The sequence below is a fragment of the Streptomyces sp. NPDC018693 genome (genome assembly GCF_044391385.1).
Classification (GTDB): domain Bacteria; phylum Actinomycetota; class Actinomycetes; order Streptomycetales; family Streptomycetaceae; genus Streptomyces.
In genome coordinates this window covers 352,621-373,389 of sequence record NZ_JBIRZZ010000007.1, presented here as the reverse complement: position 1 = coordinate 373,389, position 20,769 = coordinate 352,621, and the positions used below count along the sequence as shown (strand labels likewise).

Annotated in this window: 20 protein-coding genes and 1 riboswitch; of the genes, 9 read left to right on the top strand and 11 right to left on the bottom strand. The window is 72.7% G+C overall.

Annotated features, from left to right (window positions below; all coding sequences use genetic code 11):
• Positions 1-2: 2 nt before the first annotated feature.
• Positions 3-758 (top strand): SDR family oxidoreductase, encoded by a 756-nt coding sequence (locus ACH5AC_RS21205; RefSeq protein WP_398863505.1) that lies wholly within the window; start codon positions 3-5, stop codon positions 756-758.
• A gap of 25 nt (positions 759-783) precedes the next feature.
• Here the strand turns inward: ACH5AC_RS21205 and amaP are convergent, their stop codons facing one another.
• The 5 genes from amaP to ACH5AC_RS21180 are packed head-to-tail and all read right to left on the bottom strand — an operon-like array spanning position 784 to position 3,110.
• Entirely contained in the window at positions 784-1,371 is a 588-nt protein-coding gene (gene amaP, locus ACH5AC_RS21200; protein ID WP_398863504.1) for an alkaline shock response membrane anchor protein AmaP, read from the bottom strand.
• Entirely contained in the window at positions 1,368-2,021 is a 654-nt protein-coding gene (locus tag ACH5AC_RS21195) for a DUF6286 domain-containing protein (RefSeq protein ID WP_398863503.1), read from the bottom strand. The genes amaP and ACH5AC_RS21195 overlap by 4 nt, the downstream gene beginning before the upstream one ends.
• Entirely contained in the window at positions 2,018-2,401 is a 384-nt protein-coding gene (locus tag ACH5AC_RS21190) for an Asp23/Gls24 family envelope stress response protein (RefSeq protein ID WP_398863502.1), read from the bottom strand. The genes ACH5AC_RS21195 and ACH5AC_RS21190 overlap by 4 nt, the downstream gene beginning before the upstream one ends.
• Positions 2,398-2,583 (bottom strand): hypothetical protein, encoded by a 186-nt coding sequence (locus ACH5AC_RS21185; protein WP_398863501.1) that lies wholly within the window; start codon positions 2,581-2,583, stop codon positions 2,398-2,400. The genes ACH5AC_RS21190 and ACH5AC_RS21185 overlap by 4 nt, the downstream gene beginning before the upstream one ends.
• A 41-nt stretch (positions 2,584-2,624) precedes the next feature.
• Entirely contained in the window at positions 2,625-3,110 is a 486-nt protein-coding gene (locus ACH5AC_RS21180) for an Asp23/Gls24 family envelope stress response protein (protein WP_398863500.1), read from the bottom strand.
• An 87-nt stretch (positions 3,111-3,197) separates the two neighbouring features.
• On the opposite strand from ACH5AC_RS21180, the gene ACH5AC_RS21175 reads away from it, so the two are divergent.
• Positions 3,198-3,917: a nucleopolyhedrovirus P10 family protein gene (locus tag ACH5AC_RS21175; RefSeq protein ID WP_398863499.1), complete on the top strand. Its 720-nt coding sequence runs from the start codon at positions 3,198-3,200 to the stop codon at positions 3,915-3,917.
• 21 nt (positions 3,918-3,938) lie between these two features.
• Here the strand turns inward: ACH5AC_RS21175 and ACH5AC_RS21170 are convergent, their stop codons facing one another.
• From ACH5AC_RS21170 to ACH5AC_RS21160, 3 genes are all read right to left on the bottom strand, one after another.
• Positions 3,939-4,742 (bottom strand): enoyl-CoA hydratase/isomerase family protein, encoded by an 804-nt coding sequence (locus ACH5AC_RS21170; RefSeq protein ID WP_398863498.1) that lies wholly within the window; start codon positions 4,740-4,742, stop codon positions 3,939-3,941.
• Positions 4,743-4,860: 118 nt separating this feature from the next.
• Positions 4,861-5,082: a helix-turn-helix domain-containing protein gene (locus ACH5AC_RS21165; RefSeq protein ID WP_004002281.1), complete on the bottom strand. Its 222-nt coding sequence runs from the start codon at positions 5,080-5,082 to the stop codon at positions 4,861-4,863.
• Positions 5,083-5,417: 335 nt separating this feature from the next.
• On the bottom strand, positions 5,418-7,016 hold the full coding sequence (locus ACH5AC_RS21160) for an ABC-F family ATP-binding cassette domain-containing protein (RefSeq protein ID WP_398863497.1): 1,599 nt from the start codon (positions 7,014-7,016) through the stop codon (positions 5,418-5,420).
• Between the two features lie 228 nt (positions 7,017-7,244).
• On the opposite strand from ACH5AC_RS21160, the gene ACH5AC_RS21155 reads away from it, so the two are divergent.
• A complete protein-coding gene (locus tag ACH5AC_RS21155) occupies positions 7,245-7,658 on the top strand; it encodes a VOC family protein (RefSeq protein ID WP_398863496.1) in 414 nt (137 codons plus the stop codon).
• 19 nt (positions 7,659-7,677) lie between these two features.
• Here the strand turns inward: ACH5AC_RS21155 and ACH5AC_RS21150 are convergent, their stop codons facing one another.
• From ACH5AC_RS21150 to ACH5AC_RS21140, 3 genes are all read right to left on the bottom strand, one after another.
• Positions 7,678-9,156 (bottom strand): hypothetical protein, encoded by a 1,479-nt coding sequence (locus tag ACH5AC_RS21150; RefSeq protein WP_398863495.1) that lies wholly within the window; start codon positions 9,154-9,156, stop codon positions 7,678-7,680.
• Between the two features lie 174 nt (positions 9,157-9,330).
• On the bottom strand, positions 9,331-10,464 hold the full coding sequence (locus ACH5AC_RS21145) for an alpha/beta hydrolase (RefSeq protein WP_398863494.1): 1,134 nt from the start codon (positions 10,462-10,464) through the stop codon (positions 9,331-9,333).
• A 401-nt stretch (positions 10,465-10,865) separates the two neighbouring features.
• Complete coding sequence (locus tag ACH5AC_RS21140; protein WP_398863493.1) at positions 10,866-11,597, bottom strand: class II aldolase/adducin family protein; 732 nt, start codon at positions 11,595-11,597, stop codon at positions 10,866-10,868.
• A gap of 206 nt (positions 11,598-11,803) precedes the next feature.
• Here ACH5AC_RS21140 and ACH5AC_RS21135 point away from each other — a divergent pair, with 206 nt between their 5' ends.
• The 6 genes from ACH5AC_RS21135 (at position 11,804) to cobN (ending at position 20,708) form a co-directional block, all read left to right on the top strand.
• Positions 11,804-12,547: a lysozyme gene (locus ACH5AC_RS21135; RefSeq protein ID WP_398863492.1), complete on the top strand. Its 744-nt coding sequence runs from the start codon at positions 11,804-11,806 to the stop codon at positions 12,545-12,547.
• A gap of 102 nt (positions 12,548-12,649) precedes the next feature.
• Positions 12,650-13,894, top strand: a complete 1,245-nt coding sequence (locus ACH5AC_RS21130) for an anion permease (RefSeq protein WP_398863491.1) — start codon at positions 12,650-12,652, stop codon at positions 13,892-13,894.
• A 36-nt stretch (positions 13,895-13,930) separates the two neighbouring features.
• A complete protein-coding gene (locus tag ACH5AC_RS21125) occupies positions 13,931-14,152 on the top strand; it encodes a hypothetical protein (RefSeq protein ID WP_398863490.1) in 222 nt (73 codons plus the stop codon).
• Between the two features lie 140 nt (positions 14,153-14,292).
• Positions 14,293-14,429: riboswitch (cobalamin riboswitch) on the top strand.
• A 104-nt stretch (positions 14,430-14,533) separates the two neighbouring features.
• Positions 14,534-15,550: a cobalamin biosynthesis protein gene (locus ACH5AC_RS21120; RefSeq protein WP_398863489.1), complete on the top strand. Its 1,017-nt coding sequence runs from the start codon at positions 14,534-14,536 to the stop codon at positions 15,548-15,550.
• Positions 15,547-17,058, top strand: coding sequence for a cobyric acid synthase (locus tag ACH5AC_RS21115; RefSeq protein ID WP_398863488.1), 1,512 nt, complete (start codon positions 15,547-15,549; stop codon positions 17,056-17,058). Before ACH5AC_RS21120 ends, ACH5AC_RS21115 begins: the two co-directional genes overlap by 4 nt.
• Entirely contained in the window at positions 17,055-20,708 is a 3,654-nt protein-coding gene (gene cobN / locus ACH5AC_RS21110) for a cobaltochelatase subunit CobN (RefSeq protein ID WP_398863487.1), read from the top strand. Before ACH5AC_RS21115 ends, cobN begins: the two co-directional genes overlap by 4 nt.
• Positions 20,709-20,769: the final 61 nt, after the last annotated feature.

The window sequence follows — 20,769 nt, the reverse complement described above, 5'->3', positions numbered from 1 at the left end:
CCATGGATCTTGGACTGAAGGACCGGGTGTACGTCGTCACGGGGGCCACCCGTGGCCTGGGCAACGCCGCCGCGCGTGAACTGGTCGCCGACGGCGCGAAGGTGGTCGTCACCGGGCGGGACGAGCGGCGGACCGCCGCCGCGGCGGCCGAGCTGGGCGAGAACGCGGTCGGTGTGGCCGTCGACAACGCCGACCCCGAGGCGGCGGCGCGGCTGATCGCGGCCGCGCGTGAGCACTTCGGCGGGTTCGACGGCATCTTCATCAGCGTGGGCGGGCCGGCGCCGGGGTTCGTCGCCGACAACACCGACGAGCAGTGGCAGGCGGCGTTCGAGTCCGTGTTCCTCGGGGCGGTACGGCTCGCCCGCACGGCGGCGGCCGAGCTGGAGGCCGGGGGCGTCATCGGGTTCGTCCTGTCCGGGTCCGTGCACGAGCCGATTCCGGGGCTGACGATTTCGAACGGGCTGCGGCCGGGGCTGGCCGGCTTCGCGAAGTCGCTGGCGGACGAGCTGGGGCCGCGCGGGATCCGGGTGGTGGGGTTGCTGCCGGCGCGCATCGACACGGATCGTGTGCGCGAGCTGGACGGGATGTCGGCGGACCCTGAGGCCACTCGGGCCGCGAACGAGGCGCGGATTCCGTTGCGGCGCTACGGGACTCCGGAGGAGTTCGGGCGTACGGCGGCGTTCTTGTTGTCGCCGGCTGCTTCCTACCTGACGGGAATCATGGTGCCGGTGGACGGGGGGATGCGCAGGGGGTTCTGAGGGTGCGTCGCCGGGTGCCGGTTCATCAACTCACCCTCTCCGCACGGTGCTTGACCGCCCGTAGGCGTACTTCCGACGGAAGTGTCTCCAAGGCCGCCGAATTCCTCGCATGGTCCAGTGCCTGGTCCGTCAGTTCCCGCAGGGCCGTTCCCGGGTCCACGTGGGGCTCCAGTTCGAGTCGTACACGGGTCTCGGGGGCGGTGCGGCGGCCCGTGAGGTGGACGTGGGCGTGGGCGACGCCGTCCAGGTGGGACGCCTCCGTGGACAGGACGTGTTCCAGGGCCCGGCCCCGCAGCAGCGCGCCCTCGCCGTCGCCGGTGTCGATCAGGACTTCGCGCAGTCGGCGGCGGCGCAGGACCGCGGTGAGCCACCACAGGGACAGCAGGACGGCGACGGCGAGTGCGGCGATGACCGTCGGCCACCACCAGGCGTCGTCGCGCCAGCGGGTGCGTTCGGCGGTGGACAGGAGGACGTCGTGCGAGCCGTGGTGGAGCCACCAGGAGGGCGTGGGGGCGCCCAGTCCCACGGCGAGCACCGCGCCGCCGAGGACCAGCAGCGTCAGCCCGACGACCGCCAGGAGAACGCGGTTGACCGTCCTGAGCATCGCCCTCATCCCTTCTTCCCGGGCCGCCGTACGTGCACCGACAACACCGGCGGGTGGGACAGGCCCAGGCCCTCGACCGCCTCGCTGAGGATCAGGTCCAAGTCGGCTCGTACATCGTCCAGTTCGCGGAAGTGGGAGATCGCGCGGACGTCGGCCCTGCGGCGGTGCACGCGGACCCGTACCGACTGGACGCCGGCGACCTCCATCGCCCGGTCGCGCAGTACCAGCGCGGCCGCGCCGCGGTGGAGGCCGGCGCGGACGTCGGTGTGGGTGGGGCGCATGGGCAGCAGGGAGCGCAGACCGGGGGTGACGGCCAGGACGACCAGCCAGAGACCGAGGGCGGTGGCGACCCCGGCGCCGAGCAGGACCCAGATGTCGTCCAGGGGGCGTTCGGCGAGCTGCCGGGCGAGTTCGCGGCGCCAGGCGAGGGCGCGGCGATCGGCCCGTACGGCGGCGATGTCGTAGAGGAAGGCGCCCGCGACGGCCAGCAGCAGGAGCGCGACGACGACGGCCGGGACGCGGCGCGCGGACCAGAAGCGGTGGCCCTTGGCGGGCGGGGCGTCGGTGGGGCGGTCCGCCGGCGGTTGCGGTGGCGGTTCCTTCTCCAGGACCACCGGCAGGGGCCGGGTGGTGTCCTCGGTGCCCCGGGACTCGCTCATCGCGTCCTCCCCTGTGCCGCGCCGGGTGCCGTCGTCGGGTGCAGGCGCTCCACGTGGACGGCGACCTCCGGTACTTCCATGGACACCAAGGCGCGTACCCGTTCGGCGACATGGCGACGCACCGCGCGGCAGCGGGCGCCGATGTCGCAGGGGTAGTCGAGTTCGAGGTGGACGCGGACGTGGGCCGCCTCGTGGTGGACCACGACGGTGGCCTGCGGGCGGGCCGCGTCCGCAGGGAGGGCGCCGACCGCCTCGCGGGCCGCCTGCGAGGCGATCTTCGCGACGACCCGGTCGGCGATCCGGGTCGCGCCACGCTCCCCCGGCGGGACGACGGCCGGGCGGCTGCCGAGCGCGTCGCTCCCTTCGCTCACTCCCGTCACCGCCGCCGGTCGTCACGCGAGCGGAAGAAGTCGCCGATCTCGAAGTCCCCCTCGAGGAACCGGCCGACGACGAAACCGATGGCGCCCAGCGCCGCCACCAGCAGGAAGGCCCCGAACCCGCCGAAGTACCCGGCGAAGCCCAGCGCCATACCGGCGATCATGCCGGCCACGGCCATGCTCAAGGTGCTCTCCCCTCAGCCGTGCGGTTGTCCGCCTCGGCGGGTCACTGGATCCGGGGCTCCGGCTCCTCTTCCTCTTCCTCGGGCAGCTTGACGTCGCTCACCGCGATGTTGACCTCGACCACCTCAAGGCCGGTCATCCGCTCGACGGCCGCGATGACGTTCTCCCGCACGTCGCGCGACACCTCCGAGATCGAGAAGCCGTAGTCCACGACGATCTCCAGATCGAGCGCGGTCTGCACCTCTCCGACCTCCGCCTTCACACCCCGCGTCACAGACTTGGCTCCGCCGGGCACCCGGTCCCGTACGGCGCCGAAGGTGCGACTCAGCCCGCTGCCCATGGCGTGCACGCCGACCACGTCCCGCGCCGCCATTCCAGCGATCTTCTCCACGACCCCGTCGGCGATGGTGGTCCGCCCTCGGGTGGCCGGGTCCCCGCCGCCGCGCCTGGCGGCTTTGCGGGTCTGCACCGGTGCCTCGGTCTCGCCCTCGGGAGTCTGCGTCCGGTTCCGGTCCGTCGTCTCGGTCATCACCGTGCATCCCTTTCGGTCGTCGTCCTATCACCACCGTAAGCGCGGTTCCGCCCCGGCGCCCCAGGGATGCGGCAGGCTGGAGGAATGACGGCGGTGGAGAGTTGGACGCAAGCGGTACGGCGTCACGTGGGGCTGGGCAGGGTGCTGCCGCTCGGCGGTCCGCGCGACGGTGCGTGGATCACGGAGCGGGCGGCGGAGGCGGTTCTGCGGCAGGCGGCGCGGGAGGTGCGCGGGGTGCGGCTGGGGGTGCTCCGGCTGGGGCCGACGGACGCGGAGGGCGGCGCCGAGCCGGTCGTACCGCCGCCGCCGAGCGCCCTGCCGCCGGGGCCGCTGCGGGTGACGGCGGACTTCGCGGCCGGCCCGGCCGCGCCGCTGCCGACGGCGGCCTCCCGGCTGCGGGCCGTCCTCGCCGCCACGGCGACGGATCGTCTCGGCCTGACGGTGACCGAGGTGGACCTCCGGGTGACGTCCCTGCTGGACGAGGAGCAGGATCGGGCCCCACAGGACGTACGACCTCCCGAGCGGCCCCCGGCCGGCACGGCCACCGGCGACGACGAGACGCGCGTGGCGGCCGCCGCGCTGGCCGTACCCGGCGTGGCCGCCCTGACCGGCACCCTCGGCAGTCCGGTCCACCTCCAGGAGCACCGAAACCCGGCCGCCCTGCCGCGCAGACACGCGCGCGTGGAGCTCGCGGTGCACGCGGACCACCGGGCCGTGGACGTGGCCCGGCGGGTCCGGGCCGTGGTGTCGGAGGCGCTGCCGGATCACCCGACGGTGGCGGTGCTGGTCACGTCGGCGACGTGACACATCGCTCCGCCACGAGGCTCACTCGCCCAAGCCCGCGAGGTCCCGCAGCCGTCGGGCCTGCGCGGCCCGCTCGGCGGCCCGCTGCTCGTCGTACGACCGCCCCGCGGCACCGGCGAGCAGCGCCTTGGTCTCGATCACGGCCTCCCGCGGCGCGGCCAGAATCGCCCCCGCCAGCTCCCGTACCGTCACCTCGAGCTGCTCCCCCGGCACCGCGATGTTCGCGAGCCCGGCACTCACCGCCTCCTCGGCCCCGACGAACCGCCCGGTCAGACACATCTCGACGGCACGCCCGTACCCCACGAGGGACACCAGCGGATGCGTCCCCGTCAGGTCGGGGACGAGTCCCAGACTGGTCTCACGCATCGCGAACTGCACGTCGTCGGCGACGACGCGCAGGTCACAGGCGAGTGCGAGCTGGAACCCGGCCCCGATGGCGTACCCCTGGACGGCGGCGACGGACACGATGTCGCTCTGTCGCCACCAGGTGAACGCCTCCTGGAACCCGGCGATGGCAGCGTCGAGTTCGGCGTCGCCGCTGCGGGCGAGGTCGATGAACGAGGGCTCGCCCTCGATCCCGTCCGGCGTGAACATCTGCCGGTCGAGCCCCGCGGAGAAGGACTGGCCCTCACCGCGCAGCACGACGACCCGGACGGAGCCCGGCAGCAGCCGCCCGGCCTCGGCGAGCGCCCGCCACATGGCGGGGCTCTGCGCGTTGCGCTTGGCCGGGTTGGTCAGCGTCACCGTGGCGAGCGCGTCGTCGACGGTGAGCCGTACGCCGTCCTTGTCGAGTACCGGACCGAGGTCCTTGGCGGGCGATGCCATGGGGCGCCTCCGATGAGTGCGGTCAGCCGAGCAGAGCTAAGTGACTGCACAGTAACCACCCGGCCGATCAGACGACCGACCGGGTGGCCACCATCGAAGCGATGAGCCGGGCCCGGGGTCAGGACGAGGCGGCCTTCTTACCCCTCGTCGCCCCGCCACGCCCACGGAGCGTGACGCCCGACTCGCTGAGCATCCGGTGTACGAAGCCATACGAGCGGCCGGTTTCCTCGGCCAGTGCCCGAATGCTCGCACCGGAGTCGTACTTCTTCTTCAGGTCTGCCGCGAGCTTGTCGCGCGCGGCGCCGGTCACCCGGCTGCCCTTCTTCAGAGTCTCGGCCACCCGTGCCTCCTCATGGGAAGTGCGCTCTGGTCTCCTCATGATCACCCCTCCGGGGCCTGATGGCCACCCATTCGGCAAGGTCCGTGCGACATGGTTTTGACGACAGGAGCGCGTCCCCACAAACGGAGAGTGTGATTCCACACACGGACGTCCGCAGGATCGAACAGCCTTCGCCAGGAAGCAGCAGGTCAGAGACGCGCAACGGCCGATCCCTCGGTGGCGGAGGGATCGGCCGCAAAATCCGTGTAGGACACACCTCAATACGAGGAGATCTCACACAGATGATGGATCACGGATGGGCCGAATGATCCATACGCAGTGGATCACTCATTCGGTCAAGCCAGGGCGACGAGATCCGCGTAGTCGGCGCCCCACAGGTCCTCGACGCCGTCCGGCAGCAGGATGATCCGCTCCGGCTGGAGCGCCTCGACGGCGCCCTCGTCGTGGGTGACCAGGACGACCGCGCCCTTGTAGGTGCGCAGCGCGCCGAGGATCTCCTCGCGGCTGGCCGGGTCGAGGTTGTTGGTGGGCTCGTCGAGCAGCAGGACGTTCGCGGACGACACCACCAGGGTGGCGAGCGCCAGGCGGGTCTTCTCGCCGCCGGAGAGGACCCTGGCCGGCTTGTCGACGTCGTCGCCGGAGAACAGGAACGAGCCGAGCACCTTGCGGACCTCGACGAGGTCCATGTCGGGGGCGGCGGAGCGCATGTTCTCCAGGACCGTGCGGTCCGGGTCGAGGGTCTCGTGCTCCTGGGCGTAGTAGCCGAGCTTGAGGCCGTGGCCGGGGACCACGGCACCGGTGTCGGGCTGTTCGACGCCGGCGAGGAGCCGCAGCAGGGTGGTCTTGCCGGCGCCGTTGAGGCCGAGGATGACGACCCGGGAGCCCTTGTCGATGGCCAGGTCGACGTCGGTGAAGATCTCCAGCGAGCCGTACGACTTCGACAGGCCCTCGGCGGTCAGCGGGGTCCGGCCGCAGGGCGAGGGCTCGGGGAAGCGCAGCCGGGCCACCTTGTCCTGCCGGCGGACCTCCTCCAGGCCGGACAGCAGCTTCTCGGCACGGCGGGCCATGTTCTGCGCGGCGACCGTCTTGGTGGCCTTGGCGCGCATCTTGTCGGCCTGGGCGTTCAGCGCGGCGGCCTTCTTCTCGGCGTTGGCGCGCTCGCGCTTGCGGCGCTTCTCGTCGGCCTCGCGCTGCTGCTGGTAGAGCTTCCAGCCCATGTTGTAGACGTCGATCGCCGACCGGTTCGCGTCCAGGTAGAACACCTTGTTGACGACCGTCTCGACCAGGTCGACGTCGTGGGAGATGACGATGAAGCCGCCGCGGTAGGTCTTGAGGTAGTCGCGCAGCCAGATGATCGAGTCGGCGTCCAGGTGGTTCGTCGGCTCGTCCAGGAGCAGCGTGTCCGCGTCGGAGAACAGGATGCGGGCCAGCTCGATACGGCGGCGCTGACCGCCGGAGAGCGTGTGCAGGGGCTGGCCGAGCACGCGGTCGGGCAGGTTGAGCGCGGCGGCGATGGTGGCGGCCTCGGCCTCGGCGGCGTACCCGCCCTTGGTGAGGAACTCCGTCTCCTGGCGCTCGTACTGCTTCATCGCCTTCTCGCGGGTGGCGCCCTTGCCGGTGGCGATGCGCTGCTCGTTCTCACGCATCTTGCGCAGCAGTACGTCGAGGCCGCGCGCGGAGAGGATGCGGTCGCGGGCGAGGATGTCGAGGTCGCCGGTGCGCGGGTCCTGCGGGAGGTAGCCGACCTCGCCGGAGCGGGTGACCGTGCCCGCGGCCGGGATGCCCTCGCCGGCCAGGACCTTGGTCAGTGTGGTCTTGCCGGCGCCGTTGCGGCCGACCAGACCGATGCGGTCGCCCTTGGTGACGCGGAAGGAAGCGTTCTCGATGAGGATGCGGGCACCGGCGCGCAGCTCGATACCGGAGGCGGAGATCACGGACAGACTCCAGGGCGGAAGGGTTGGCGGGACAGGCGGATGCGGGCGTTCCCGCCGTCTAATGCGCGAGGAGAATGGCCATGGGGGCCAGTCTAACGGGGTCGTGCAAGCAGTTTTCGCGGGTTCGCGTGTTCGATCAGCAGAGTGAGGTCGGATCCGGGGGGCGTTGTCAGTGGTGGCTGCGAGACTGGCGGCAGTGGTGAAATCCGACACTTGGGAGTGATCGGCATGGCAGGAGCGAACAGTGCGTCTCCGAGCATTTGCCCCACCCTGCTGTACACGGACGCGAAGGCGGCGATCCGGCAGCTCACGGAGGCTTTCGGCTTCGCCGAGCTGGCGGTGTACGAGGGCGAGGACGGCCTGGTGGCGCATGCCGAGCTGGCGCAGGGCAACGGCGCGGTGATGATCGGCTCGAAGGGCACCGGCAGCCGCTTCGACGAGGCCATGAAGAGCGCCGGCCCCACCGGGGTGTACGTCGTGGTGGACGACGTCGACGCACACCACCGGCGGGCCGTGGAGCACGGCGCGGAGATCCTGCTGCCCCCGACGGACCAGGACTACGGCTCGCGGGACTACATGGCCCGCGACCTGGAGGGCAACATCTGGAGCTTCGGCACGTACGCCCCGGAGGTACGGGCCTGACGCCGGGGCCCGCCGCGGCTCAGCTGCCCCCGGTGTGCACCTGGAAGGCGGCCCGGCGCACGGCCTTGGCCAGCGCCGGGTCCGGATGCGCGGCGGCCAGCGCGACCAGCACCTGCACGGTGCGCGGATGCCCGACGCCGCGGACCTCCTGCAGCAGCGCGGGCACGGTCGGCTGCAGCGCGGACTCCAGGTGCCGCACCAGCATCGGGGCCTCGCCGTGGTCGGCGACGGCGGCAGCGGTGTCGACCCACAGCCAGGTGGCCTCCTCCCGGGTGAGCACCTCGTGCGCGTCCTCGGGGTCGACGCCGTCGTGCTCCGCCAGCCACAGCAGGGCGTACGGCCTCAGCGCGGGCTCGTCGACGACGGCCCGTACGTCCGGCTCGGCGGGGGCACCGACGACGCGCAGCGCCTCGAAGGCGAGGCCGCGCAGCAGGGCGTCCTCGCCGCGGGCGGCGGCCAGCAGCTCGGTGACGGCGCTTCCGACGGGGCGGGCGGCGAGCCAGGCGCGGTACTCGGCGCGGGCCGCGTTGGGGCGCAGCTGGGCGCAGCCGCGCAGCATGTCCTCGGCGGCCTGCTCGATGTTGCCGGCCGGGCTCTGCGCGGCCACGCAGATCTGCTCCAGCTTGACCCACACCGCCCAGCTGCCGAGCGGGGTGAGGGTGGCCTGGCCGTCGCCGTAGGTCAGGGCGCCGACGGAGGCGAGGGCGTGCAGGGCCCAGTCGAGGAGGGGGGCGAGTTCGGCGTCCCGCGCGGGCTCGGCCGGGTCGGCGTCGGCTCGGCGCGCTGCCTCGGCGCCGGCCTCGGGCTCGGCGTCGGCCTCGGTGTCGGCGTCGGTCTCGGTCTCGGTGTCGGCTTCGGCCTCGTAGGAGATCTCGCAGCGTTCCGTGCGCAGTTCGGTGACGCGCTGGCGCAGGAGGTCGAGGAGTTGTTCGACCGGGACGGGGCCGGCGGACAGCTGGAGGAAGGAGAGCACCTGGGGCATGGCCGAGACGACCTCGGCGACCGCGGCGGGCTCCTCGTCGGCGGGCTCGGCGGTGGCGAGCGACCAGGCGTCGAAGAGGGCGACCCAGCCGCGCAGGACGGCGCTGTCGTCGCGGTCCCAGGCGCGCAGCCGCCAGCCGGGGCGGGCGCTGGCGCCGTGCACCTCGACGAGGCCGGCGAGGCGCGCGGTGTCCCAGTCGGCGCGGACCTGAGCGGGGGTCAGGCCCAGGTCGCCGGCCGCGCGTTCGGCGGTCGCCTCGGACAGGGTGGCCTTGCCGTCGGCGGTCGCCGCGTCACTGCCCGGGCCGAGAGCCGCGTCCGCCCAGCGGGCGACACGGGCCGCGCCGGCCAGACCGGAGCGCGCCATTCTGGCCAGCTCCGCCGGGGCCGGGGTGCCCTCCGGTGGGCGGGGTGCGGGGCGGCGCGGGCGCCGCTGGTTCACAGCTGAGGGGGCGGCGGCCAGGGGTCGCGGGCGGACGAGTCGAAGCCTGGAGTCGCGCGGGATACGGGACGTCACGGGTGCAGTCTTCCGGTTGACGGTCCGAAAACCCAAACGGAATGTCACGGCGGGCTATGGGAGTGGCCAAGGCACGGCGTTTCGCGGGGGGCCGAAGGCCGAAAACCGGACAGTGGTCCAACGGTAAACGGAACCATGGCGACCGGGTGTTCGTCGCCGGGGCGGCCGAGGGTGTCAGACGAGGGGGGTGAGGAAGCGGCGGAGGGCTTCCTCGTAGGCGCCGGGGTCGGGGTTCCACATGGCGCCGTGCGGGGCGTCGGGGACGGCGTGCAGGGCGACGAGGCCGGGGCGGCGGTCGGCGAGGCGGCGGGAGAGCCGCCAGGGGGCGACCGTGTCGCCGGGGCCGTGGAAGATCAGGGTCGGGACCGCCAGCCGCGCCGGGTCGATCATGTCGCCGCCGTCGCCGGGACCGCCCTGCAGTCCGGCGCGGCCCTGGGCGGCCCGGACCGCCAGCGGCAGGAGGGCGCCGGGGGTGCGGCGGGCGGCGGCGAGGGCGCGCAGGGTGGTCTGCCAGCTGAGCACCGGGGAGTCGAGGACCAGCCCGGCGACACGGTTGCGCACCCCCGAGTGCAGGGCGGCGCGCAGGGCCATGGCGGCGCCGGTGGACCAGCCGAGCAGGACGACACGGTCGGCGCCGTAGCGCACGGCGTAGCGGATCGCGGCGTCCAGGTCGCGCCACTCGGTCTCGCCGAGGTGGTTCAGGCCGTCCGGGGAGCGGGGTGCGCCGAGGTCGCCGCGGTAGGAGAGGGCGAGCACGGGGATGTGGCGGCGGTGCAGGAAGCCGATGACGTTCAGGGCGTGCTCGCGGGTGGTGCCCAGGCCGTGCACGGCGATCACCCAGGTGCGGCGATCAGCGGGCACGAACCAGGCGGGCAGGGCGCCGAGCTCGCCGGGGACGTCGATGTCGGCGTAGTCCAGGCCGAGGGCGGCGCCGGGGTTGCCTATGTGCACGTTCGGTGTGAGCCAGACCGTGTCGCCGGGGTGGAGGGTGCCGTGGGAGACGCGCTCCAGGCGGCGTACGACGGTGTCGGCGGAGTGGGGTGCGCGGTCGAGGACGGGGCCGACGACCGCGTGGCTGCCGTCACCGGCGAGGCCGTAGGTGCCGGGGCGGAGGCTGGCCAGGTCGCGGGTGAGGGTGATGCGGCCGGCCGCGGTGCCGTGCACGGTGAGCCGGGGCTCGGTGGGCAGGGGGCGGCCGGGGGGCGCCTTCAGGGCGACGTCGCTGGCGAGGCGGCCGGCGGCGACACCGGCCGCGCCGGCGGCCAGGGCTGCGGTGACGGCGACGGCCGTCGCTTTGACAGGGCGCACGGCTCCCAGTGTCGCGGGGGTGTCGGCCGGCGGCCAGTGGTGGGGCGGGGTGGGGTGACGGGTGTGCGCCGGTGGCAGCGGGGGGCGTGCTGGTGACTGCCGGTTCGGCACCGCCGGACCGCACCGCCGTGGTGGATCGCCGTTGCGGCGGGAACCAGGGGGCGGTGGGGGGACGGGACGCAGCCGAGGAGCCGGCAGAGGGAGGCTGGGTAGGACGGGGCGGCGGAGGCGAAGCCCTCGGGGGCAGGGACCGGCGGGAAGAGGGATCAGCGGAGGAAGGCCCGGCGGAAGCGGAGACCGGCGGGAAGACGCGCCGGCGGAGGAAGAGCTGACACCAGCACAGGCCGGCGGGAAGAGCCGCCGGCGGAGGAAGGACCGGCGGCAGCACGGACGGACGTGGCTCAGGTGTGTTGGCCGTAGGTGCGGAGCTTCCGCGTGACCTCGGCTAGTTGTTGGTCCGTCAGGAGGGTCGGTTTCAGGCCGGGGATCGTGGACGCCGTGAGCCACAGGTGGCACATCCACTCCAGTTGGGCTGTGCGGTCGTATGCCTGGTCGAGGGTGGTGCCGTAGGTGATGGTGCCGTGGTTCTGGAGGAGGCAGCCGGTGCGGTCGGCGAGGGCGCGGAGCATGTTCTCGGCCAACTCCTGGCTGCCGTAGGTCGCGTAGGGCGCGACCCGGACGGGTCCGCCGAGCGCGGCCGTCATGTAGTGGATGACGGGCAGCTCGGACAGGAGCGTGGAGACCGCCGTGGCGTGCACGGCGTGGGTGTGCACGACGGCGCCGGCGTCGGTGGCGCGGTAGACGGCGAGGTGCATGGGCAGCTCGCTGGTCGGGACGAGCGTGCCGAGGACCTGTCGGCCGTCGAGGTCGACGCCCGTGACGTCGTCCGGGCCGAGCCGGTCGTAGGGCACGCCGGAGGGTGTGACCAGCACGGTGTCGCCGACGCGCACCGAGACGTTGCCGGAGGCGCCGACGACCAGTCCGTCGGCGACGGTGCGGCGGGCGGCCGCCACGAGCGCCTCCCACGCACGGGCCTCCGCGTCGCTCGCACGTCTCCCCCACGGCTCTCCCGGCTCCGGTGTGCCGCCCCGGGTGCCCCCGGTCTCCCGCTGCTCGCGTCGCTGCTCAGCCATGCCGCGATCCTGCCAGGCGCGGGCCCGGTCCGCCGGTGGGTGTGCGCGCACTGCAGGGCGGAGCCCGGGGGTCCGGCAGGGCGCATATCCGCATTCATCCCGTAGTCGAGGCGATTGGCCGGATATCGGCGGGTGTTGATCGATCTTTCAGTAATCTCCCGGTCGCGTTCGACGTGCACCCACACACAGCCATATCGGGGGGAACCATGGTCCACGCCCGCGTCCGTCCCATCGGGATCCTCACCGCGGCGGTGACCGCACTGGCCGCGCTCACCGCGCTCACCGCGCCGCCCGCCGAGGCGGCGCAGCTGCCCCGGGGGCATGACGTCTCCTCGCACCAGAGGGACGTCGACTGGGCGGCGACCCGGGCGAAGGGAGCGAGCTTCGTCTACGTCAAGGCGACCGAGTCCGTCGGCTACCGCAACCCGTACTTCGCCGGGCAGTACGACGGGGCGCGCGGCGCGGGTCTGATCCGTGGCGCGTATCACTTCGCGCTGCCGGACCGGGGGCCCGGTGAGGCCCAGGCCGCGTTCTTCGTCCGCAACGGCGGCGCCTGGAGCGCGGACGGATGGACGCTGCCGCCCGCGCTGGACATCGAATACAACCCGTACGACCGCGGGAAGCGGTGCTACGGGCTGAGCCCGGCGCGGATGGTCGACTGGATCCGGGCCTTCAGCGACGAGACGCACCGGCTCACCGGTCGCCGTCCGGTGATCTACACGACCACCCACTGGTGGAACCAGTGCACGGACGGCAGTACCGCCTTCGCCGCGGAGCACGCCCTGTGGATCGCCCGGTACCGCACGCGGGAGGCGGGGGCACTGCCGGCGGGTTGGTCGACGTGGACGTTCTGGCAGTACGACAACGGCGGGGAGCTGCCGGGTGACCAGAATCTCTTCAACGGGTCCAGCGACCGGCTGAGGCGGTTCGCGCAAGGCTCTTGGGTCTGAGCAGGCCCGTAGGACACTCCTACGCCCGCATCAGTTCACCTTCCGTTCACCCAGGTTGCCTACGGTCCAACGGCCAATGACTTCGAACGATTGCCTGGGTAAATGGAAAACTTCTCGCTGATCCTCGCGATTGTGGTGGTAACTGCACTCGCGTTCGATTTCACGAACGGTTTTCACGACACCGCCAACGCGATGGCCACGACCATCTCGACCGGTGCGCTCAAGCCCAAGGTCGCGGTGGCCATGTCCGCCGTGCTCAACCTGGTGGGCGCTTTCCTCTCCGTGGAGGTCGCCAACACGATCTCCAAAGGTCTCGTCGACGAGACGGGCATCCGTCCCGAGGTCATCTTCGCCGCGTTGGTCGGCGCGATCCTCTGGAACCTGCTGACCTGGCTGGTGGGCCTCCCCTCCAGCTCCTCGCACGCCCTGATGGGCGGCCTGATCGGCGCCGCCGTCGCCTCCGCCGGCATCGGCGCGGTCCACGGCGACGTCCTCGTCACCAAGGTGCTGATCCCGGCGATCGCCGCGCCGATCGTCGCCGGTGTCGCCGCGATGCTCGCGACCCGGGTGACGTACTCGCTCGGCAAGAAGGCCGACGACAAGGCGTCCAAGAAGGGCTACCGCGCCGGTCAGATCGCCTCGGCCGGCCTGGTCTCCCTGGCCCACGGCACCAACGACGCGCAGAAGACGATGGGTGTCATCACCCTCGCCCTGGTCGCCGGCGGCGCCGTCGCGCCCGACTCCGACCCGCCCATGTGGGTGATCCTCTCCGCGGGCATCGCCATCGCGCTCGGCACCTACCTCGGCGGCTGGCGCATCATCCGCACCATGGGCAAGGGCCTGACCGACCTCCAGCCGCAGCAGGGCTTCGCCGCCCAGACCAGCGCCGCGACGGTCATCCTGGCCTCCTCCCACCTGGGCTTCTCCCTCTCCACCACGCACTCCGTCTCCGGTTCGGTGATGGGCGCGGGCCTCGGCCGCAAGGGCGGTGTCGTCCGCTGGTCGACCGCCACCCGGATGTTCGTCGCCTGGGGTCTGACGCTGCCGGCCGCCGCGCTCGTCGCCGCGCTCGCCGAGTACGTGACGGGCTTCGGTGACTGGGGCACGGCCCTCGTCGCGGTCTTCCTGGTCGCCTCCAGCGCCGCCATCTGGAAGATCTCCCGTCGTGAGATCGTCGACCACACCAACGTCAACGACACGGACGCCGACGAGCCGGCCGGTGTGGTCACCACCGCGATCGCCGCCGTCACCCCGCCCCCGACGGGCGGCCAGGCGGCCGACGAGCTCGCGGCCGTCATCCCCGCCCCCACGGCCGAGCCGGCCACCACGCCGGCCACCACGGCCTGAGCCCCGCCCACCCGGTACCCCCAAGGAAGCATCACCATGAAGATCGACTGGGCAGCCCTGGGCTCCGTCTTCGGCGTCAGCCTCGCCGTCACCGTGGGCCTCGTCACCCTCTTCACCCTCGGCATCGCCGGCCTCTCCCGCCGCGAGCGGGCGCAGTCCGAGGGCGGCTCGGCCGTCCTCGCGACGACCGGCGCGTACGCCTGCTTCGCGGCGTGCGCGGCCGCGGTGGCGTACGGCATCTCCTTGATCGTGGCCTGAGCCACACGGATCGGCTTCCGCCCTGTCCGGGACCTCACCGAGGTTTCCGACAGGGCGGAGTCATGTCGTCGTCGAAAGCCGGGTGTGGGGTTCTGCACACTCTCCCCTTGCAGGTCAACGGCAAGTTGACGGCCCTTCCGAAGGCGTGGTGGACTGCCGGGGCCATGTACGGCGGCAGGAGAGGAAGCCGGTGTGAATCCGGCGCGGTCCCGCCACTGTCACCGGGGTAGAACCCCCCCCGGGAGCCAGGAACTCTCACCGCCGGTCTCGTCGAACCAGGGCGTGGACACCCTGAGTGAGGACATATCGCCATGCGCGGCTGCCGATCTAGGTTCAGGTTCAGTACCGGGGTCCTTCCCTGCCCCGTGGTCGGCTGAGCCGATGCGGGCCGATCGCGTCTTCGCGTACGGCGCCGCCGCCGGCCTCCTCGGTGACCTCCTCCTCGGCGATCCGCGCCGGGGGCATCCGGTCGCCGCGTTCGGGCGGGCCGCCGGAGCCGTGGAACGGGTGCTGTGGCGCGACCACCGCGGGTGGGGCGCGCTGCACGCCGCCGTGTGCGCCGGTGGCGCCGTGGCGCTCGGCGCGCTCGCGTCCCGTGCCGTACGGAACTCCCCCGCCGCCTCCGTCGCGCTGACCGGCGCCGCCACCTGGGCCGTCGTCGGCGGGACCTCGCTCAGCCGCGAGGCCCGAACCATCGGGCGGGCCCTGGAGGCGGGCGATGTGGAGGCCGCGCGGGCCCGGCTGCCGCATCTGTGCGGACGGGATCCGCAGGCGCTGGACGCGGACGGGATCGCCCGGGCCGTTGTCGAGTCCGTCGCCGAGAACACGTCCGACGCGGTGGTGGGGGCGCTGGTCTGGGGGGCCGTGGCCGGGGTGCCGGGGCTCGTCGGGTTTCGGGCTGTCAACACCCTTGATGCGATGGTCGGTCACAAGTCCGATCGGTATCGGCGGTTCGGGTGGGCGTCGGCGCGGCTGGACGATGTCGCCGGCTGGCCGGGGGCGCGGGTCACCGCCGTGCTCGCGGTACTGGCCGGAGGGGATCCGCGCGGGGCCGTGCGGGCTTGGCGGGCGGATGCGGGGAAGCATCCGAGCCCCAACGCGGGGCCCGTCGAGGCGGCGTTCGCGGGCGCGCTCGGGGTACGGCTCGGGGGGACCTTGTCGTATGGCGGGCGGATCGAGCATCGGCCTGTGCTGAATGGGGAGGGGCGTGCGGTGGAAGTCGGGGACATCGGCAGGGCTGTTCGGCTGTCTCGGCGGGTCGGGTGGTCGGCGTTGGGGGTGAGTGCGGCTGGGGCGGTGCTGCGGGCGTGCGCCGCAAGGCGCCCGGGAGGTACCCCCCTCGCCCTGCGGAACGACTGCCCACAGCGGTCGACGCAGCGGACGGGGCGGGGCGTATGAGCGGCGGCGGGCTTCTGGTCGCCGGGACCACCTCCGACGCCGGGAAGAGTGTCGTCACCGCCGGGATCTGTCGGTGGCTGGTGCGGCAGGGGGTCAAGGTCGCGCCGTTCAAGGCGCAGAACATGTCGCTGAACTCGTACGTCACCCGGGAGGGTGCCGAGATCGGGCGGGCGCAGGCCATGCAGGCGCAGGCGTGCCGGGTCGAGCCGACCGCGCTGATGAACCCGGTGCTGCTCAAGCCGGGCGGCGAGCAGAGCAGTCAGGTCGTGCTGCTCGGCAAGCCGGTCGGTGAGCTGAGTGCGCGCGGGTATCACGGCGGGCGGCAGCAGAAGCTGCTCGGGACCGTGCTGGAGTGCCTCGCCGAGTTGCGGGGCACGTATGACGCGGTGATCTGTGAGGGGGCGGGCAGTCCCGCCGAGATCAATCTGCGGCGGACCGACATCGTCAACATGGGCATCGCGCGCAACGCCCGGCTGCCCGTGCTGGTGGTGGGTGACATCGACCGGGGCGGCGTGTTCGCCTCCTTCTTCGGGACCGTGGCGCTGCTGTCGCGGGAGGACCAGGAGCTGGTCGCCGGGTTCCTGGTCAACAAGTTCCGCGGGGACGTCTCCCTGCTGGAGCCTGGCCTGGACATGCTGCACGGGCTCACCGGGCGGCGTACGTACGGCGTACTGCCCTTCCGGCACGGGCTCGGCATCGACGAGGAGGACGGACTGCGGGTGTCCCTGCGCGGCACCGTGCGGGAGTCGGCCGTCGCCCCGCCCGTCGGCGAGGACGTGCTGCGGGTCGCCGTCTGCGCGGTCCCGCTGATGTCCAACTTCACGGACGTGGACGCCCTCGCCGCCGAACCGGGCGTCGTGGTGCGGTTCGTGGACCGGCCCGAGGAGCTTGCCGACGCGGACCTGGTGGTGATCCCGGGGACGCGGGGCACGGTCCGGGCCCTGGAGTGGCTGCGGGAGCGGGGGCTCGCCGAGGCCGTCGCGCGGCGCGCCGCCGAGGGGCGGCCCGTCCTCGGTGTCTGCGGCGGGTTCCAGATCCTCGGCGAGCACATCGAGGACGACGTGGAGAGCCGCCGCGGGCAGGTCGACGGGCTCGGACTGCTGCCCGTACGGGTGCGGTTCGCCCGCGAGAAGACCCTCACCCGGCCGGTGGGCGAGGCGCTCGGGGAGCGCGTCGAGGGGTACGAGATCCACCACGGGGTCGCTGAAGTGCAGGGCGGCGATCCGTTCTTGGACGGCTGCCGGGTCGGCCAGACCTGGGGCACGCACTGGCACGGCTCGCTGGAGTCGGACGGCTTCCGGCGGGCCTTCCTGCGGGAGGTCGCGGCCGCCGCGGGCCGCCGCTTCGTACCGGCGCCGGACACCTCCTTCGCCGCGCTGCGCGAGGAGCAGCTCGACCGGCTCGGCGACCTGATCGAACAGCACGCGGACACGGACGCGCTCTGGCGGCTCATCGAGTCGGGCGCGCCGCAAGGACTGCCTTTCAATCCACCGGGAGCGCCCGCATGAGCACAGTGTTGTTGTTGTCGACCGCCGACACCGATCTGCTGGCGGCCCGGGCCGCCACCGGTGCCTCCTACCGCATCGGCAACCCGACCCGGGTGGATGTCGCGCAGGAGCTCCCGGAGCTGATCCAGGGCGCCGACATCGCCGTCGTACGACTGCTGGGCGGCAAGCGCGCCTGGGAGGACGGGCTCGCCGCGCTGCGGGCGGCCGGGATCCCGACCGTGCTGCTGGGCGGCGAGGCCGTGCCGGACGCCGAGCTGATGGCCGAGTCGACGGTGCCGGCCGGTGTCGTCGCGGAGGCGCTGAAGTACCTCGTGGAGGGCGGGCCGGCGAACCTGACGGAGCTGGCGCGGTTCCTGTCCGACACCGTGCTGCTGACCGGCGAGGGGTTCGACGAGCCGCGCAAGATGCCCGAGTACGGCGTGCACGGGGAGCGGGCGCACGTCGAGGGGCGGCCCACCGTCGGCGTGCTCTTCTACCGGGCGCACGAGCTGAGCGGCAACACCGCCTTCGTCGACACGCTGTGCGACGCGATCGAGGCGCGGGGCGCCAACGCCCTGCCCGTCTACTGCGGTTCGCTGCGCGGCGCCGACGCCGCGCTGTACGAGATCCTCGGCCGGGCCGACGCGCTGGTCGCCACCGTGCTCGCGGCCGGCGGTACGCATGCCTCGCAGGCGTCGGCGGGCGGTGACGAGGAAGCCTGGGACATCGGGGCGCTGGCCAAGCTCGACATCCCCGTGCTGCAAGGGCTTTGCCTGACGTCGTCGCGGGCGGCGTGGGAGGAGTCGGATGCCGCGCTGTCCCCGATGGACGCGGCCATGCAGGTCGCGATCCCCGAGTTCGACGGGCGGCTGATCACGGTCCCGTTCTCCTTCAAGGAGCAGGGGCCGGACGAGGTGCCGGTGTACGTGGCCGACCCTGAGCGGGCGGCGCGGGTGGCCGGGATCGCCGTACGGCACGCGCAGTTGAGGCACAAGCCGAACGCGGAGAAGCGGATCGCTCTCGTCTTCACCGCCTACCCCACCAAGCACTCACGGGTCGGCAACGCGGTCGGGCTCGACACGCCCGCGTCGGCGGTGCGGGTGCTGGACGCCCTGCGCGACGCGGGGTACGGCGTCACCGCATACCCGTCGGGCGGGGACGAGTTGATCCACCGGCTCATCGAGGCCGGCGGGCACGACGTGGAGTGGCTGACCGAGGAGCAGTTGGCCGCCGCGCCCGCGCGGGTGCCGCTCGCCGACTACCGGGCGTGGTTCGACGAGCTGGACCCGGAGCTGCGGGAGGCCATGCTGGAGGCGTGGGGTGAGCCGCCGGGGTCGCTGTACGTCGACGGCGACGACATCGTGCTGGCGTCGCTGCGGTTCGGGAACGTGGTCGTGATGATCCAGCCGCCGCGCGGCTTCGGGGAGAACCCGATCGCGATCTACCACGACCCGGACATGCCGCCGTCGCACCACTACATGGCCGCGTACCGGTGGCTGGAGAATTCCTTCGGCGCGGACGCCGTCGTCCACATGGGCAAGCACGGCACCATGGAGTGGCTGCCGGGCAAGGGGCTGGGTCTGTCGCGCGGGTGCGCGCCGGACGCGGTGCTGGGCGAGCTGCCGCTGATCTACCCGTTCATCGTCAACGACCCCGGCGAGGGCACCCAGGCCAAGCGGCGCGGGCACGCGACGGTGGTCGACCATCTGGTGCCGCCGATGGCGCGGGCCGACACGTACGGGGATCTGGCGAAGCTGGAGCAGCTGCTGGACGAGTACGCGCTGGTGAGCGACCTGGATCCGGTGAAGGCGCCGGCGGTGCGGGCGCAGATCTGGACGCTGGTGAAGGCGGCCGAGCTGCACCACGACCTGCATGTCGACGAGCAGCCGGACGACGACGACTTCGACGAGTTCGTCATGCACATCGACGGCTATCTGTGCGAGATCAAGGACGTGCAGATCCGGGACGGGCTCCATGTCCTGGGTGGCGGGCCGGTCGGTGAGCCGCGCGTGAATCTGGTCCTGGCCGTGCTGCGGGCCTCGCAGGTGTGGGGCGGGCAGGCGAACGCGCTGCCGGGGCTGCGGGCCTGCCTGGCGGCGCACTTCGGGCTGGTGGAGAAGGAGTTGCTGGCCGAGCCGGGGGCTCCGGTGAAGGTGCCGGTGGAGTTGACGGACCTGGTGGAGGGTCCGGCCCGTACGGGTGCCGACGCGATCGACCTGCTGGAGCAGCTGTGCCGGCGGATCGCGGAGGGGATGGAGGAACGCGGGTGGGCGGTGGCCGAGGCGGCGCCGCTCGTGCGGGACGTACTCGGGGCCGAACTGCCGGACGCCGTCGCGGTGTTGGAGTTCGCCTGCTCGGAGGTCGTGCCTCGGCTGGCGCGTACCAGCGATGAGATCGGGCACATCCTGCGGGCGCTGGACGGCGGTTACGTCCCGGCCGGACCGTCGGGTTCGCCCACGCGCGGGCTGGTCAACGTGCTGCCGACCGGCCGGAACTTCTACTCCGTCGACCCCAAGGCGATTCCGTCGCGGCTGAGCTGGGAGGTCGGCCAGTCGCTGGCGGATTCGCTGGTGGCGCGCTATCTGCAGGACACGGGCGAGTACCCGAAGTCCGTCGGGCTCACGGTGTGGGGTACGTCGGCCATGCGGACGCAGGGTGACGACATCGCCGAGATCCTGGCGCTGCTGGGGTGCCGGCCGGTGTGGGACGACGCGTCGCGCCGGGTGACCGGGTTCGAGGTGATCCCGCTGGAGGAGCTGGGGCGACCCCGCATCGACGTCACGGTGCGTATCTCCGGGTTTTTCCGGGACGCGTTCCCGCATGTGGTCGGGCTGATCGACGACGCGGTGCGGACGGTGGCGGAGCTGGCGGAGCCGGACGAGTCCAACTTCGTGCGGGCGCATGTGGAGGAGGACGCGGCCGAGCACGGTGACCGGCGGCGGGCCACGGCTCGGATCTTCGGGTCGAAGCCGGGGGCCTACGGCGCCGGGTTGCTGCCGCTGATCGACGCGCGGAACTGGCGGAGCGACGCGGACCTCGCCGAGGTGTACGCCGTGTGGGGTGGTTACGCGTACGGGCGGGGGCTCGATGGGCGGGCGGCCCGGGGGGACATGGAGACGGCGTTCAGGCGGATCGCGGTGGCGGCGAAGAACGTCGACACGCGTGAGCACGACCTGGTCGACGCCGACGACTACTTCCAGTACCACGGCGGCATGGTCGCGATGGTGCGGCATCTGACGGGGGCCAACCCCGAGGCGTACGTGGGTGATTCGGCGACTCCGGACCAGGTGAGGACCAGGACCCTCGGCGAGGAGACGCACCGGGTGTTCCGGGCGCGGGTGGTCAACCCGCGCTGGATGGCGGCCATGCGGCGGCACGGCTACAAGGGCGCCTTCGAGATGGCGGCGACCGTGGACTACCTGTTCGGGTACGACGCGACGGCGGGCGTGGTCGACGACTGGATGTACGAGAAGCTCAGCGCCGAGTACGTCTTCGACCCCGAGAACCGGGACTTCATGAAGAAGTCCAACCCGTGGGCCCTGAGGGGCATCACCGAGCGGCTGCTGGAAGCGGCGGACCGCGGCCTGTGGGCGGAGCCGGACCAGGAGACCCTGGAGCGGCTCCGAGCGACCTACCTCGAACTTGAGGGAGATCTGGAGGGAGACGCGTGATCTCCCTGGAAACCCCCGCGTCGGCGGGGACGACGCGCTCCGACAGATCGCCGCGACCTGT